This window comes from Paramesorhizobium endophyticum, assembly GCF_014640615.1.
In the GTDB taxonomy this organism is placed as follows: Bacteria; Pseudomonadota; Alphaproteobacteria; order Rhizobiales; family Rhizobiaceae; genus Paramesorhizobium; species Paramesorhizobium endophyticum.
On record NZ_BMHH01000043.1, the window covers coordinates 1 to 15,045 of the forward strand.

Below are 15,045 nucleotides of genomic sequence, written 5' to 3' on the forward strand. Positions count from 1 at the left end.
TCAGACCGTACAATACCAAATTCGCTAACCGATTCTCCCGATTCACGAAGTCGCCGGACGGACACTTAGAGAATGTGGTGGCCATGAGTTACAAAGCAACGTTTCCATTCAAAACCGACTTTTAAATTTGGACGCTGCCGCGGATTTTTCAGGTTCTAGGATTTGCATTGATGTCTCCTCGCTAAGTCGCGGAGCTATGGCTGCATTGCTTGCAGAGTTACTGGACAGTGATTTCTTTCAGAATGCGGAGATAACGGTATTGTATTCTGTAGCTGTTTTCGCTTCGCCGCCGCCCGAGGAACTAGATTTTCTGGACTTTGCACCGCTTGATAACTTTGGCGGATGGACATCTAATCCTGAACGGCCAACTGCGCTCGTTCTCGGCTTAGGGTATGAGACTGATCACGCAGTCGGCGCGCTTGAATTTCTGGATCCAAGTGCAACCTTTGCTTTCTTTCCGATTGGAAGTGACCCGAAATTTGAAAAAGAGGTTAGCGAGGCCAACTCTTCATTCTTTGAGCTTATTAGCTCTGATCGAGTTATCAAATACCCGGTGCTTTCACCGTATCAGACGTTTTGGGAGATGCGATCGCTGATACTGTCGTTACGAGGGGTCGCGCGGATTGTTCTTGTCCCAATGGGGCCAAAGATTTTTTCTAGTCTATGTCTTGTCTCACAGCGGATGTTCGGAGACGAGATTTCAATTTGGCGCGCTAGTGGTCATTCCCTTGCAATGGCGAGGGATGCGCATGCCTCTGGCGAAATTGCAGGATACTTGATTAAGCGAAGCGACCAATAAATCACGACGCGCTGCGATCGCAGAACTCTCATGATCAACGAATCTGACTGCTGCATGTGGCAGCTTGTGGCGAAGATGGGAACCTGAACGACCGAAATGGCGGCGCGAAGCGGCCGAACTGCCCGCACGCCTGCAAGCGTCGTGGCTGGAGTGTCCGTCAGGGCCTCCACCAGTTCCTCCTGACGGTCGGCGGCGGCGTGTTCCGCCCGCTTGGCGGCGGAATAGCCGATGCGTTCATCCTCGGTGTCCCAACGGGCCTGATGGGCAGCAAAATCGGCCTCGGCCTTGGCGCGGATATCGGCAAGGGCGGGATCGTTGCCAAAATAGTCCCCGATGTCACCCTGCCACCAGATGGAGAAGGTGGCATCTTCGTCCGGCAGGTAGACCTTGGCGTGCGGAAAGCCAATGGTATTGACGAGCTGGGTCTCCAGGCGCTGCTGTTTCTCCCACAGGGCAACGGTGTTGAGACAAGCGGACTGCCACGCGTTCCAAAGTTGCCGCGCGGGATCGGAGGCAGCATTGCCAGCCAGCGCTTCGGCGGCATCCGCGCCAGTTTCATCCCACAACGCATCGTCAATGATGCGCAGTTCCGGTACTTCCTGCGTGATCCATTCGGATTCCGGGTTCATCCGTGCTTGCCGCTTGCCAGTGTCCGGATCCTTGATGAAGCGTTGGCGGTTCCATACCAGCTTACCGATATACATATACATCTCGTTGTTGAGGATGCCGTTGCCCCGCTTCGGATTGCCATTGATGGTGCTGAAGCCCCATTCGCCACCGCCCGGCGCGGCGATTCCAGGCATTCGCGCGTCACGTCATCGACGATGTCGAAATCCAGCGACCAGCGGGCATTGGCCTTGGCTTCGACGAGTATCGGGGTACGCGTTCCGACGGCACGCCGCCTGGCCTTCCGCTTGCGAACCGACAGGCCTTCCTCCCGGTATAGCCGGTAGACGCGGTTGAGGCCGGACGGCTCTCCCTCCCGCCTGAGCAGGACAAACAGCCGCCGATAGCCGAAACGCCGTCGCTCGTTGGCGAGGTCGCGAAGCTTCTTCCGCAGTTCGGCCTCTGACGGCCGGCGTGACCGATAGCGCACCATCTTCCGGTCAGCCGATATGATCTGGCAGGCCCGCCGCTCCGAGAGGCCAATGACGGCCTTCAGATGCGCGACGGCTTCACGCTTGGCGGCGGGCCCTACCATTTTTTTGCAAGAAGCTCGCGGAGTGCAGCAGCATCCAGCATCTGCTCGGCGAGCAGCTTCTTCAGCTTGGCATTCTCCTCTTCGAGCGCCTTCAGGCGCTTCGCCTCGGAGACTTCCCTGCCACCGTATTTGGCCTTCCAATTGTAAAAGGTCGCTTCTGAAATTCCGTGCTTGCGGCACAGGTCAGCCGCCTTCGCGCCAGCCTCCTGTTCTTTCAGCACCGCAATAATCTGGTTCCGGCGAGCCGCAGGTCTCGCCTCCAATCTGTGAATCGCTGCTTCTTCATTCGTCCGTCCTTTAATAGGCCGGACTCTAATCCATCCTGGAGGAAATTACCCGTGGCAGGTCAACGTCAACAATCCGTCGTGGCTTGAAGTGCTCCCCGATTTTGGGAGACATGCTTTAACTTCGAAGGGCATAGGAGAGCCTGCCGTGCTACCGGCAGGCCTGCAGAAATCGCATTTGCGGAGCGCTGACTCGCAGTTTAGAAGGCAATAAATTATCTATTGCAATCCTTTCGGATGCTCAGGAACGCTGGGCTATTTGAAACAAGTTCAATTTCTTGTATGGAACATAGACAGTTGCGCTGGTTATAGCTTCGTTATTGCGTCCCGTGCGGCTTAGGAAACTCGACGAAAGTAATTGGAGGAAGTGCTAACGGTTCATTCTGCGCGTCGCCTTCAATATGCAAAGTAACGTTCACGCTCTCTGGAATGGTGTCAAATATTCTAATGACGGCCGTTCCGTCAGAAGAGAGTGGAACATCGACCTTAGGATTGTATTCTCCATTGATCGTTGCCGTGGACGAATTTGTTATGTTTACCGTCAGCTTTTTCGACGCATGAGAGGTGTCGACCAAGACATAGATCATGTTAAACGTGGCATTGTCGGCCGGAGCGCCGCTTGTATAATTATAACCCTGGATAATTTCCTGCTGTGAATCAATCGGATCGGTATAATAGGTCAGATATGCGTGGGGCGTGAAACGATCGGTTGATCCCGGCAGATAAGCATAAACAATGCCGGAAGACACACTGCTTTGGACCATAAACTTGGCCATCCCATTCTGGTCCAACTGGGGATGATATTCCTTGGCTCCTTGAGCGTCCACAATGCTCAGTCCATCGGTCACATACACTCTCACCGTTGTGCCTGGAGCGCCGAATACACTCACCCAATTATAGGCAAAGGGGGCCCAGAGCGCTGGCGGGGGCGGCACAAGGGTGGGCGCATATTGGCTGGCGCTCACCTGCACGGATTTGACATCGGCGAAGGAAAGCAGGACTTCGGTGGGTAGGGAGTCGATCGGTGCCCCGCCTGCCTGGGGATAAACGGTGTAGGTGCCTGTGCCGGTGCCGAGATCTCCCAGAACCTTGATATTATCGAAGGGTATTTGTGTTTCGATATAGCCTTGATCTTTGTCTTTCTGGTTTACAGGCAGCTTCTGGCTATCCCACTTTGCTCCAGGTACCGAAAATCCAAGCGAGTTGGTGCCTGTCCAATGAAACTCTACCTGGTCGTTCACTGCGATGATACCATACCGAGCCCGAATGGTGGCATATCCTTGGTCGGAAAGGACCTGATATGGCAGGATCCCGTTGATAGCGTCGGGAAATTCGGGACCAGGGGCGCCGCTCGCGGTGGAACCCGCTATTGTTACTGAGGCGGTGGGGGAAGTCGTGCAATTGCCGTCCGAGTCGGTAATTGTGTCATAAACCGAATAGGTGCCGTTCGGAATATGAGCGGGATTGCATAGCACCCAATAGGGTCCGGCTACATTTTGTGTAGTAATAGGCAGCTTTCCCGCCATCATCGAGCCGAAATATGCCTTGAGTACATCTCCGGGCGCCGGTGATGTATAAGGGCCGACATTTACTATAATCCATTGGGTGGCGGCCAATTCGTTGACATAGATTACCCCGTAGACGTCCGCTTGAGGAAACTTTGGCGCATTGCGGTTTCCGTCCAGGGAACATGTTTCGCCGGATGAGAGGGCTGTAAGCATCGTCATGAAATATCTCCGATTTACAAGAATAAATACAAGCTGCTTAAATATAGCAGCCGGTGCGTGGCGACATTTCTCCCCTATTATGGAGTATTCACGGGGAATGCCTGGAACACAGGGCCGGGCGTCCCACCCACGGGACCAATTGTAATGCCGGAACCGGTGGTGGACTCGGGCAGTTCAATACGTACCGATACCTGTTCGCTAACTGTGTCTGTCAAGGGAATCGTCGCTATCCCGGCGCTTCCATCGTCAGCTATCCCATAAGTGTCCGTGGTGGAATTCCCGGTTTGGCCGTTTACAAGCTTGGCGCTTCCATCCAGGATATGTGCCCTCACGATGGTTATTTGCGAGAGCATCGTCTTATTGATCATCACATAGATAAAGCACTGCTGATTGCCGTCGGCCGGCGCGTTGGAGACCACATTGTAAGCCAGAAGATCGTTGTAATTGCCGGGAACGTCCAGCCAGGCGTCGGAAAAGAGCACGGATTGGGGCTGAGGATTAGAACCAGAAGCGCTATTCATATATTGAATGTAGAGTTCCCCCGCAGTCAGGATTGAACCTTTGGCACGGCTATCTCGCCCCCTAAGAGTGAAATCCACGAAGCCGCCCTGGAGTCCGCCTTGTTGGCTCTGCAGCTGATACTGGACCGGCTCGATCTTGGTCCAATCGGAGCTCCCTTGATGGTCAAATTGTATGTCCTGTGACATAACCCATGCTTGGATCCAGGCTCCTGGCTTGCCATAAACCCGGACATAGTTGCATGGGTGGAATTGCGGAAGATCGGAGGCGACGATCATAGCCTGCGAAGTCACGTTGAACTGGAGCGGAATGGAGTCGTCTTTCTGTTGATGTGTGTTGTTTTCAAGTGACATTTGAAAAATCCTTTATCTTAAGGTTGTATTATCGCGGGTGATTAGAATGATGATGGCGCCGGGGCGGGTGATTTCTAATCCATTCGTGAAAGAGCTTTAGCGCTCCGCGACTGTGCTATCCGATAATGAGCCCCTCATCATCTTTGGAAGGCGGCACCGTCGATAAAATGAAATGGGACATGTTGGAATAGTATGGCAGGGCCACGGTCGCTCTGCTCACAGAGTAAGCGACGTCACACCATCCTTTTGTGTAAGAGGGGTACCCTGCTTTTCCAAAACCTTTGAAGCGGGTGTTATCGAGCGCGATCTGCACATAACCATTGGTCTGGTCGATATTGTCTATCGTATAGGGAAGGGGGGGGGATACCTGCGCCGTTTTCTTGTTGTTGGTGCCGTCCTCCCAACCGTGGAGATAGGCAGTAAGCGTGATCTGGTCTCCGATTTGCGGAGTACCCCAGCCCCCGGTCTGGTTTTTATCAAGCGATATCTGGAAGGTTACCGGATTGTTTATGACCTGGCTGTTGATTGTATTCGGATAGTCTTTTTCCTGGTTGAGCAACACCGGGGAAGATGGAGCGTTGTCTGATGGGGCGGGAGGCTCGTCTGTGCCCCGGCTGCCGGTTCCCTGGAAAGTCAGTTGCTGCGAAGCATGGGCCTCTCCCGTTTGTGTGCCAACGACGAACTGCAGCTGGTTGGGGACGTTCGCGTTTTCACCCTCGTCGCTATAGCCGTCAGCCTTCGGAAAATGGGAGTTCCAATGAGGTCCGTTTCCGCTTGTATCGGTGTTGCCCACAGCCGTTGCTATGCCGTTGATGACGGTAACGTAGACATCGGTGTCGTTCGCATTTTTGTAATTTTGCGGTATATGGACCGGGACGAGGTCTCCGGTTGTGATGTCGGGATAGTTTAGCACAGCGCTTCCCGCGTCCAGATATTCCACTTGAATGGTGTCGCCTTGCAGCTGGACGTTGTCCTTGGTGAGGTCAACTGTGACGAATGTGCCCGCCGGGCTGGGGTTATCAAAATAGAGATAGGCTTGGAGGGTTCCGCAGACGCCGATACCCTTAGGGATATTGCTGTCAGTTCCCCACGTGTCCTTTTTGGATACGAGGTAAAGTCTAGCATAGCCTTGGTCATCTGTTGTGGACCGGATGAAATAGCCCATTTTGTTATCGCTGAGGATCATCCTTGGATCGCTTGGGGTGAGAGGCTCTTGTGCATCGATTTCAAGGAAGGTCCTGACACGCGAATCGAAAAGACCGATATCGCCTCCGCTCCCCGCCTGGTACCAATCGATGGTATAACCAGGCACTGCCTGTGGAGGATTATCGCCTGTCATGACGACGGTCGTCGCCACTGTCGTATATTCATCCGCGCTGGGTAATTGGCTATCGTCTGGTGCGAGAGGGACGTAGTGCTTGGATAACCCCAACATGGCAGCTTTGGCCGTGCCGATGCTTTGATAATTGTTGGGTGGGGGAGCGACCACTCCCTGAATGGTCGTTGACGCGGCTACAGAAACTGAGCTTGCATCAGCATCAACGCCTATCAGGAACGTAGCAACGCCATTCTGGCCACCCGTTGGAGCGATGTTTTGAGTTGGCTGGGAACATCGGAAATTCTGGCCGGAGATTGTTACCGTGCTGCCGCCTGGAATGGATCCGTCTGTCATGACAACAGTCACGGTTATAACCACCGGCTGATTCCGATAAAGTGCGGTACTCTCAGATGGTGTAATTGTGAGTGTTCCCGACGCCACAGCTTTTGCCTCTCAATGAATGGTTGAGTATTATTGATAGTTCTCGTTATAAGTGTCAAGCGATTCTAATCGAAATAGGGGTGAAATGGTTGATGTTATGATGAAGTTGTTGGATTCTCTGGACCATTGCTGCTGGGGTGGCCCGGGCTACCCAAGCGGCAAGGGGCGGTAAAAGGAAATCCTCTTTCAGCGGCGGACAGAACGTCTGCCACTCCGCAAGCCTCTCGCACTCTGAGACAGGGCGCGCTCAAGTGCGTGGCTAACGTGAATTAGGGATTGGCGTCGAGTTGCAAACGCAATGTCTGCGAAGTCGACGCCGTGCCGGCCGGCAGGCCAGATTGAACAACCACATAATAAAAATCAGCGGTTCCCTTTTTATACGGCGGAACCGTTTGATCTCCCAAATACTGAAACCTCGTATTGTCGAGTGAAACGAAGCAGTGTCCGTTATCTATATCGCTTTGCAGGACTTGGGTAACGCCGGTAACAACTCGCGTTGTCTCTATGCCATTCAGGAAAGCATCGATATTGGCATAAATCTTGATCTGGTCGCTTGCCTTGGCGGGCGTGTTGCCTGTATAGGGCAACGGTACCCGTACAATGACAGGATTTAGCACGAGAGACCAATCGATCTTACCGGCGGCCCCAACTATAGTCGGCGCAGAAAGTACACCCGGCGGCGTGGCGATGATTTCTGCCCCTGTGACCGAGAACGCCAAAATGGGCGAGTTTGCAACATCACCAGTTGCCGTACCTATGACATACTGCAGATAGTTCAAACCCGTACCGGCCGTACCGGCCGTATCGGCCTTGGCATAAGAAGAGTCGTAACGGCCGCTGGGGCGAGCGCCCCAATAGAAGCTATCCTCATAGCGACGATTGAGCAGAGTGCAGACCACGTCGTCATCTAGGGCGCCCGGATAATCCGGAATATCCACACCCACCCGAGGGCCCGCAACCGCGTCAAGGTTCGTATCTTCCGGATAGGGGAGCGGCAGGGTTGGTGCTGAGGCTGCTTTCAAATCTGCCACGATGAAATTGCCTGCCGCAAAGACGGACTGTTCCAAACTGGACGGCGACAGTGCAAGTTTGCCGGACACCGGTCGCGTGGTCGCCACCAGATACAGCCGCGCAATACCTTGATCATCGCTTGCGGTATAGATCTTGTAGCCCGCCTGCTGGTCCCCTCTGACGGCAGAACTGCTTGGCGTCAGCTTCTTCGTGTCGGTCGCATTCATGAACGTATTCATATAGAACATGAAGAGATCGATGTTCTGCGGGTTTGTCCACTCTACAACGTAGGATGCTACGGGGGCGTCGTTGTTGGCGGGGTCGGTAACGACTGCGGCGGCAATTGTCGTGTATCCCACCGAGCTCGGATTCCTGTTGTTGTCCGGAGCGACGGGTAAATAGGGTTTTGACACACCAACCGGCGCAACTCTGACGGGGGTGTTCGCGATGGTGTTCCAAGTTTGCGACGCTAGTGGAACGTAGAAGTTACGTGAATAGACGGTGCATGACGCTGAAGTGGTGCTGGTTACTCTTAGAAAAAACGTCGCTACGCCTTGTGTCCTGTCCGCATCGGTTATTGTTACCGATTGCGTACCATTTCCATCAATCGCAAATCCCTCCGGCGTTCCCAGTACCAGCTGCGCATTGTCGGGAATGGTGCTGGCGCCGTCGGTCATGGTTACGGTGGCTGTGACCATCAACAATTGATTGAGATAAAGTTTGGTCACGCCGGAAGGGGTTAAGGAAATTATTCCTGCTGGCTCGGGTAGTTGTCCAGTCATTCTTTTACTCCTGAATATGGCCGCATCTCTTGCGATGCAATTAAGTTCGAATAAAAACGTCGTTTCGAATGGGGTTCGTTTTTCCTGGGAAATGGCCCGAGAAAGGGTTGCAAGGTTCTAACGCGGAACAGCGTCGACATGGGCTGTGAGTGGCATGGACGTGGATTTTATGCCTTGGGCTAGTCCCGGTTGAATGACTTGGTAATAGAAGATCGCCTGGCCCCGCTTGTACGGCGATACCCGCTCGTCTCCGAGATGCAGGAAGGGGGTGTTATCGACCGCAACGATGGTGTAGCCGGCGGTTATATCTTCTTTTTGAAGATCGGGGTTCGCGCCGACTGCTACCGGCGTCCTTTCGTCGGATGTGCCATTATAAAATGCATCGATATTGGCATAGACCTTAATCTGGTCGTGCTCCTTGGCGGGAGTGTCCTTATCATAGGGCAGCGGTACATATACCAGGATGGGATTTTGCGCACGGGCCCAGCCGATCTGTACCCCATCCTTCATATCTGGCGGATTGAGCACACCGTTAGGAACCGCGACGGTCTTTTTCCCCGTTGCCGGGAACATTTGAATTTGCGAGTTGAAAACGTCGCCCGCAGTCGTCCCGACGATATATTGCAGCATATTATCATTGACGCCGTCATTAATCGTATCGATCTTTGCATAGGAAGAATTATAGGCGCCGCCTGTGGAACTCGATGACCAAAGAAAATGGTCCTCAGAAATGCCATTCATTAGCGTGACTATCAAATCGCCTTCCTGAGCGTCCTGGTAGTCCGGAATAAGGACACCCATGCGAGGCCCGACTACTTCGTCAAGGTTTATGACGGCATCCGCACCCTGAGTTTGCGGATTCGCGGGCGTTTTAGCGGTTTGCAGGTTGGGGTTGGACACAAGAAACCTGCCTCCTGGATAGACGTATTCGCTTGCACCGGACGGAACAACCTTAAGACCGCCCGACGTCCATTGTGTCGTGGATACCAGGTACAGCCGCGCTATACCTTGGTCGTCGCTTGCCGAATAGACCTTATAGCCGCCATCATTTGGCCCCCCCCGAACAGCAGAGCTTTCTGGCGTCAGCTTCTGCGTGTCGGTCGCATTGAGGTAGGTGTTCATGTTGGTCATGAAAAGATCTATGCCTGTTTGGCTTTGCCACTGAACGACATAGGATGGCACAGGTGCGTCACCATTCGTTGAGTCGGTCACAGTTGCGCAGGCAATGAGCGTGTATTCGGTAGCACTGGGCAGCTGTTTATCGTCCGGGGCGAGGGGAATAAACGGCTTGGCCAGGTTTGACACTGAGAGCCTCACTGTATGGTCGAGGATAGTGTTCCAGGTTTGGGAGCCCGAATTTATCTGAAGGCCGTCCCATGTTGACTGCACAGGGTCGGCGTTGCACTTCACGGCGTTGGGGCCCGTTATCCTGACGAAAAACGTCGCCACACCTCGCGTTCTGCCTGGTTGACCGGCATCGGTAATGACGACAGGCTGCGGATTGTTTCCCTCGATCGTTCCGCCGGTAGGCACGCTCAGGACTATTTCTGCCTGATCCGGAATAGCCTTATCCCCAGTCATCTCCACTGTGGCCGTGACCATCAAAAGCTGGTTTGAATAAAGTTTGGTGCTGGCGGCCGGACCAACGGTAATAGTTCCCGATGCCGTCTCTTGTTCTTTCATTGTCTTTCTCCTCCTGATTGTCAGGGACTGGCGGGCATAGAGTGGGGGGGCGCCTTATTCCCGGCGATCACTCCTGGCCTTCATCGCTGCCGATGCCGCCGCGCGGAATCGCGTCCAGATGGCAGTGGAACGGTTCGGATGTGGTGCTTTCGCCCGCATTCAGTCCAGGGCGGGTGACCGTGTAATAGAAATCCACCGTCCCTTTCGTATAGGGTGGTACGGATTGATCGCCCAAATATTGAAATTTCTTACCCTGTATCGGAACGTTGACGAACCCGTTTTTGATATCAGTGTCTTGCAGGTCAGGAATGCTGCCGGTGACCGTCGGCGTCATCTCCTCGTTGGTTCCTTCTTCAAAGGCATCGATCACGGCGTAGGCCGTGACGTTGTCCCCCTTCATGGGGTTAAGCTTGTCGCCATAGGGAAAGGTTATGTGCACCTGGACGGGATTCTGTACGAGATCCCATCCTATTTCCGTTCGCGTGCCGACGATTTCCGGCGGATTGAGCTGGCCGCCAGACGGGACTCCCGATGTGATCGGTCCCTTTACGAGATAAGCTTGTCCGATTGAATTATAGACGTCGCCCTGCGCCGTTCCGACGACATATTGCAGGATATTATACGTCTCGTCGTCATTTATCGCATCGCTTTTATTATACCAGCCATTCCAGGTCTCATTCATTCCCTGTGACCAGCGGAAGCTCATCTGATATTTCTTGTTCATGAGGACATAAATATAATCGGTATCTGTAGCCCCGCTATAAGAGGGGACCTGAACCCTCACCGTGCCGCCGGCGGCCTTACTGAGGTCCACGGTGCCGCCATCGCCAACGGTCGCGTCCGAGGTGGGGGCATCCGGTTGCGTGTCCGTCTGGGTTCCCAGGGCGGCTACCACAAAATCTCCCGCGGAATATCGGATGCCCGTGATAGGCATCTCGACCATAAGATTGCCTGTCACCGGCGTGGGCGTGGAAACCAGGTAGATGCGCGCTATGCCTTGATTGTCCGTGGCCGTATAAATGTATCCGGATGAATTATATAATGGGGAATCATTGGCGACGGGTTGCGTGTCGGTTTCTTTGAGGAAGGTCCTCATATAACTTCTGAAAAGATCGTTCTTCGCCAGGTTTTGCCACTGCACGCAAAATCCGACCCCGACCGGTTTGGCGCCGTTCGGATTGCCGACGGGGTCCTCGGTCACCTGCACGCTGGCGATCGTCGTGTATGTCGCGTTCGACGGCAACTGGTTGGAATCAGGCGCGACCGGAAGAAAGGCATTGTCGACGGGCGTCACAACGAAGGTGAGCTTTGCGAAGCTGATCCGGTCGATTTGAACCCTCGCGGGCGTCGGGGGCGTCGAGTTGGTCCATGTGCTCGGTACCGGTGACACGGTAAACAGCAGGTCGCTATAGCTTGTCGCCTTGACAAGGAATATCGCCGAGCCGGTTGTCCTGTTCGAACTGATGTTGATTACGGGTTGCGGCAGTCCGGAATTAACCGCCTGCCCCCCTTGCACGCTGTGCAGAAACAATTTGGCGCCGGGCGGTATGGTCGATCCCCCGGCCATCACGACTTCCGCCGTGATCATGAATATCTGATTGTAATAAATTTCCGAGGGTAGGGGTATATTGATAGCTCCGGGCATGGTCTTATCCTCTTTTTCCCGCTCGCCGGTCCGTAAGTGGGAGGGACCAGCCCGGGTGCAATAAATGGACGCAATAAATCAGCGAAATGGCGACGCGCCTTGCAGGAAGGGCGTTGCCCTATTTCCTATGGATCATTTCTTGCCTTCATCACTGCCGATGCCGCCGCGCGGAATCGCGTCCAGATGGCAGTGGAACGGTTCGGATGTGGTGCCTTCGCCCGGCGTCAGCCCGGCGCGGGTGACCGTGTAATAGAAATCAACGCCCCCGCGCGTGTAGGGGGGTATGGATTGATCTCCCAAATATTGAAATCCTGCGCCTGGGATCGGAACGTCGACGAACCCCGCTTGGACGTTAGTATCCGGTAAGTTGGAAACGCTGCCGGAGAGTGTCGGCGTCATCTCCTCGTTTGTTCCTTCTTCAAAGGCATCGATCACGGCATAAGCAGTGATGTTATCACCATCCGCCGCTGCAAGCTTGTCGCTATAGGGAAAAGTTACGCGCACCTGGACGGGATTCTGTACAAGATCCCATCCGATTTCCGATACTGTGTGTTCGATGCTTGGCGGATTGAGCTGGCCGCCAGACGGGACTCCCGACGTGATCGGCCCCTTTACGAGATAAGCTTGTCCGATTGAATTATAGACGTCGCCCTGCGCCGTTCCGACGATATATTGCAGGATATTATACGTCTCGTCGTCATTTACCGTATCGCTTTTATTATACCAGCCATTCCATGTCACATTCATCCCCTCTGACCAGGGAAAATCCATCTGATATTTTTGGTTTATGAAGACATAAATATAATCGGTATCTGTAGCCGCGCTATAAGAGGGGACCTGAACCCTCACCGTACCGCCGGCGGCATTTTTGAGGTCCACGGTGCCGCCGTCGCCAACGGTCGCATCGGAAATGGGTGCATCCGGTTGCGTGTCCGTCAACGTTCCCGGGGCGGCCACGATAAAGTTGCCGGCGGCATATTCAAAGTTGTTGCCGGGGAAGATGACGCGCAGTTGAGCGGGCACCGCTTTCGTCGTGGCAACCAGATAGACATATGCGACGCCGTGGATATCAGTCGCCGTATAAAGCTCGTCATTCGTTTGATCATATGCTGGGGATTGCGCGTCAATGGCCTGCGTGTCGGTCTTGTTGAGGTAAGCGTTCATGTGGCCGACGAAAAGGCCAATCTTCGACACGCTTTTCCATCTTACGCAATATCCGGCTCCAACTGGATGCTTCGTGGAGTCGAGCACCTGCACGCTGGCGGTCACCAGGTAACTCGAACTCCCCGGTGTCAGACTATCGCTGCCGGCGACTGGAACATAGTGATTGTCCACGCCTGTGACTTGGGCCGAGAGCGTGTCGGTTGAGATCGTGGTAAACGTTATCGGCCCGGAAGGAGTGGGCACCACAGAGCCGGCCCATGTCGCCGGTACCCCCGTTACGTTGAGCGCGACGAGGGAAGGACTTTTCACAACGCCAATGAATATGGCATAGCCTTTCGTCTTGTCGGCGCTGATGTTCGTAACGAACTGCGTCTTGCCACCGGTACCTATAAAATCGATTCCGTTCGAGACGGTCATTGCCAGCTGTGCACCGTCCGGGATAGTCGCGCCTCCGGTCATCACGACGCTTGCCGTGGCCATCAATATCTGACCCACATAAAGCGTGGTGGTGCTGGCTGGAGTTACGGTGATCGTTCCAGCTCCAGCTGTGGTGGATGTTTCGGTGATTGCTCCAGCCATTGTCCTGTCCTTGTTTTTGCCCGGCCACGGATCCGTGCGCACGATGCGGATTGCGTTTGATGTGGGTCTCCTCCTGAGGCCCATGCGAACCACACTGTGCCACCACTGCGTGTGTTAATCTAGGTATATTCGCGCAATACGGTTAGCCACTGGCTAATCTGCTGACGGATATCGGATAGCAGAGCGGGTATGCCGTCATCCAAATGCTCGTCACTGGAATCCATGCCTCGGCATCTCCCCATCACGACGATGCAGGAGCGATGACGATAACCATGGCACCGTGGGGAAATATCTCATTGCGAGAAATTCCGACAACAATTACACTTAATAGTAGAATTTATGATTCGCATCGATTCCGTAAGGAAACGGCATCAAACGCAACCCGCATCGTGCGCACGGATCCGTGGCCGGGCAAAAACAAGGACAGGACAATGGCTGGACCAATCACCGAAACATCCACCACCGCTGGAGCTGGAACGATCACCGTAACTCCAGCCAGCACCACCACGCTTCATTACGGCCAGATATTGATGGTCACGGCAAGCGTCGTGATGACCGGAGGCGCGACTATCCTGGACGGCGCACAACTGTCATTTAGCATCGAGACCGGATTCGATGCTATAGGTACCGGTGGCAAGACGCAATTCGTCACGAACATCAGCGCCGACAGGACGAAAGGCTATGCCATATTCATTGGCGTTGTGAAAAGTCCTTCCAGCGTCACGCTCAACGTAGCGGGGTTACCGCCGACATGGGCCGGCTCTGTGGTGCCCAGTCCTTCGGGGATGCTTTTTTATAATAATATCAGCACCAACTTTCTCCAGATCACGCCATGGCTATCCAACCCCAATCTTCCCGTCGCGCCCGATAATAACCAGACTCCCGGTTCGAGCGGGGGCAAGTACACCTCGGTGGCCGGCGTAACGGTTACCGATTCTGATTCCGGCATGCCGGTTCCGGATTATGCTGTAATATGGCTGGCCACCGGCGTGCGTTTCGATTTCTTTTCGGCCATCAGAACATTTCTCGATGAAGGCGACATAGAGCCCGTCGCCAAGAATGATCGGCGGGTAATACAGGATGATTTCATGGGGGATCACATTATCGGAGTGACCGATTCCAGAGGCAGCGCGCGCCTCTATCTCGTATCGACCACGCAGGAAACGATTGGCGGTCTTGCGGTCTATCCACCTACCAAAAATGACTATTTGAACGCAGGCCAAATCGCCGTTCTCGCTGGTAACACATCGGCGTGAAGCCGTTGCCAGCCGTGATGCCGATGCTTGTCACCGGACGGGCGCTGCTGTTCCGCTGCGCCACCGCAGCGGAGGTGTTGCGGCTGGAGTCTGTCAGAACTAGCTCGAAACAGCGCCCCTCTCGCCGTCATTCTCGGCCTATCCCGAGTCTATCGTTGCATATTGTGTCAGGACGGTAATTGCTTATCTTTTTCCCTATGGCATATCCTCGGGGCTAGCCCACTACTGTCCGGTTTAGCCCAAGGCAAAGTCGAAGGCGGTCTGCCTTTGATCTTGCCATGGC

At 54.2% G+C, this 15,045-nt stretch carries 9 protein-coding genes and 2 pseudogenes; 2 read left to right on the forward strand and 9 right to left on the reverse strand.

All coding sequences use genetic code 11. The features are described from left to right. Window positions 1-196: 196 nt before the first annotated feature. The gene (locus IEX53_RS22895; RefSeq protein ID WP_188826492.1) at window positions 197-799 is read left to right on the forward strand and encodes a hypothetical protein; all 603 of its coding nucleotides are present in this window, start codon (window positions 197-199) and stop codon (window positions 797-799) included. A gap of 545 nt (window positions 800-1,344) precedes the next feature. On the opposite strand, the pseudogene IEX53_RS22900 reads toward IEX53_RS22895, so the two are convergent. The 9 genes and pseudogenes from IEX53_RS22900 to IEX53_RS22940 all read right to left on the reverse strand — a co-directional run. After that, a pseudogene (locus tag IEX53_RS22900) lies at window positions 1,345-1,596 on the reverse strand (recombinase family protein); the annotation flags it as partial. Beyond that, window positions 1,596-2,286, reverse strand: a pseudogene (locus tag IEX53_RS22905) (transposase); the annotation flags it as partial. The pseudogenes IEX53_RS22900 and IEX53_RS22905, both read right to left, overlap by 1 nt. Window positions 2,287-2,601: 315 nt before the next feature. Next, complete coding sequence (locus IEX53_RS22910) at window positions 2,602-4,011, reverse strand: hypothetical protein (RefSeq protein WP_188826493.1); 1,410 nt, start codon at window positions 4,009-4,011, stop codon at window positions 2,602-2,604. Between the two features lie 77 nt (window positions 4,012-4,088). Beyond that, window positions 4,089-4,883 carry a hypothetical protein gene (locus IEX53_RS22915; RefSeq protein ID WP_188826494.1) on the reverse strand — a complete coding sequence of 265 codons (795 nt, stop codon included), beginning with the start codon at window positions 4,881-4,883 and terminating at the stop codon, window positions 4,089-4,091. 115 nt (window positions 4,884-4,998) lie between these two features. After that, window positions 4,999-6,555, reverse strand: a complete 1,557-nt coding sequence (locus IEX53_RS22920; RefSeq protein ID WP_188826495.1) for a hypothetical protein — start codon at window positions 6,553-6,555, stop codon at window positions 4,999-5,001. A gap of 356 nt (window positions 6,556-6,911) precedes the next feature. After that, a complete protein-coding gene (locus IEX53_RS22925; RefSeq protein ID WP_188826496.1) occupies window positions 6,912-8,435 on the reverse strand; it encodes a hypothetical protein in 1,524 nt (507 codons plus the stop codon). A gap of 117 nt (window positions 8,436-8,552) precedes the next feature. Further along, the gene (locus tag IEX53_RS22930; protein ID WP_188826497.1) at window positions 8,553-10,118 is read right to left on the reverse strand and encodes a hypothetical protein; all 1,566 of its coding nucleotides are present in this window, start codon (window positions 10,116-10,118) and stop codon (window positions 8,553-8,555) included. A 67-nt stretch (window positions 10,119-10,185) separates the two neighbouring features. Further along, on the reverse strand, window positions 10,186-11,763 hold the full coding sequence (locus tag IEX53_RS22935) for a hypothetical protein (protein WP_188826498.1): 1,578 nt from the start codon (window positions 11,761-11,763) through the stop codon (window positions 10,186-10,188). A 132-nt stretch (window positions 11,764-11,895) separates the two neighbouring features. Next, window positions 11,896-13,506, reverse strand: a complete 1,611-nt coding sequence (locus tag IEX53_RS22940) for a hypothetical protein (protein ID WP_188826499.1) — start codon at window positions 13,504-13,506, stop codon at window positions 11,896-11,898. 260 nt (window positions 13,507-13,766) lie between these two features. Here IEX53_RS22940 and IEX53_RS22945 point away from each other — a divergent pair, with 260 nt between their 5' ends. Beyond that, window positions 13,767-14,762, forward strand: a complete 996-nt coding sequence (locus IEX53_RS22945) for a hypothetical protein (RefSeq protein WP_188826500.1) — start codon at window positions 13,767-13,769, stop codon at window positions 14,760-14,762. Window positions 14,763-15,045 lie beyond the last annotated feature (283 nt).

Excerpts from the sequence above, each read along its gene's own strand:
- IEX53_RS22895 (WP_188826492.1), top strand. The coding sequence starts at position 197 with ATGGCTGCATTGCTTGCAGAGTTACTGGACAGTGATTTCTTTCAGAAT.
- IEX53_RS22910 (WP_188826493.1), bottom strand. The coding sequence starts at position 4,011 with ATGACGATGCTTACAGCCCTCTCATCCGGCGAAACATGTTCCCTGGAC.
- IEX53_RS22915 (WP_188826494.1), bottom strand. The coding sequence starts at position 4,883 with ATGTCACTTGAAAACAACACACATCAACAGAAAGACGACTCCATTCCG.
- IEX53_RS22920 (WP_188826495.1), bottom strand. The coding sequence starts at position 6,555 with ATGACAGACGGATCCATTCCAGGCGGCAGCACGGTAACAATCTCCGGC.
- IEX53_RS22925 (WP_188826496.1), bottom strand. The coding sequence starts at position 8,435 with ATGACTGGACAACTACCCGAGCCAGCAGGAATAATTTCCTTAACCCCT.
- IEX53_RS22930 (WP_188826497.1), bottom strand. The coding sequence starts at position 10,118 with ATGAAAGAACAAGAGACGGCATCGGGAACTATTACCGTTGGTCCGGCC.
- IEX53_RS22935 (WP_188826498.1), bottom strand. The coding sequence starts at position 11,763 with ATGCCCGGAGCTATCAATATACCCCTACCCTCGGAAATTTATTACAAT.
- IEX53_RS22940 (WP_188826499.1), bottom strand. The coding sequence starts at position 13,506 with ATGGCTGGAGCAATCACCGAAACATCCACCACAGCTGGAGCTGGAACG.
- IEX53_RS22945 (WP_188826500.1), top strand. The coding sequence starts at position 13,767 with ATGACGATAACCATGGCACCGTGGGGAAATATCTCATTGCGAGAAATT.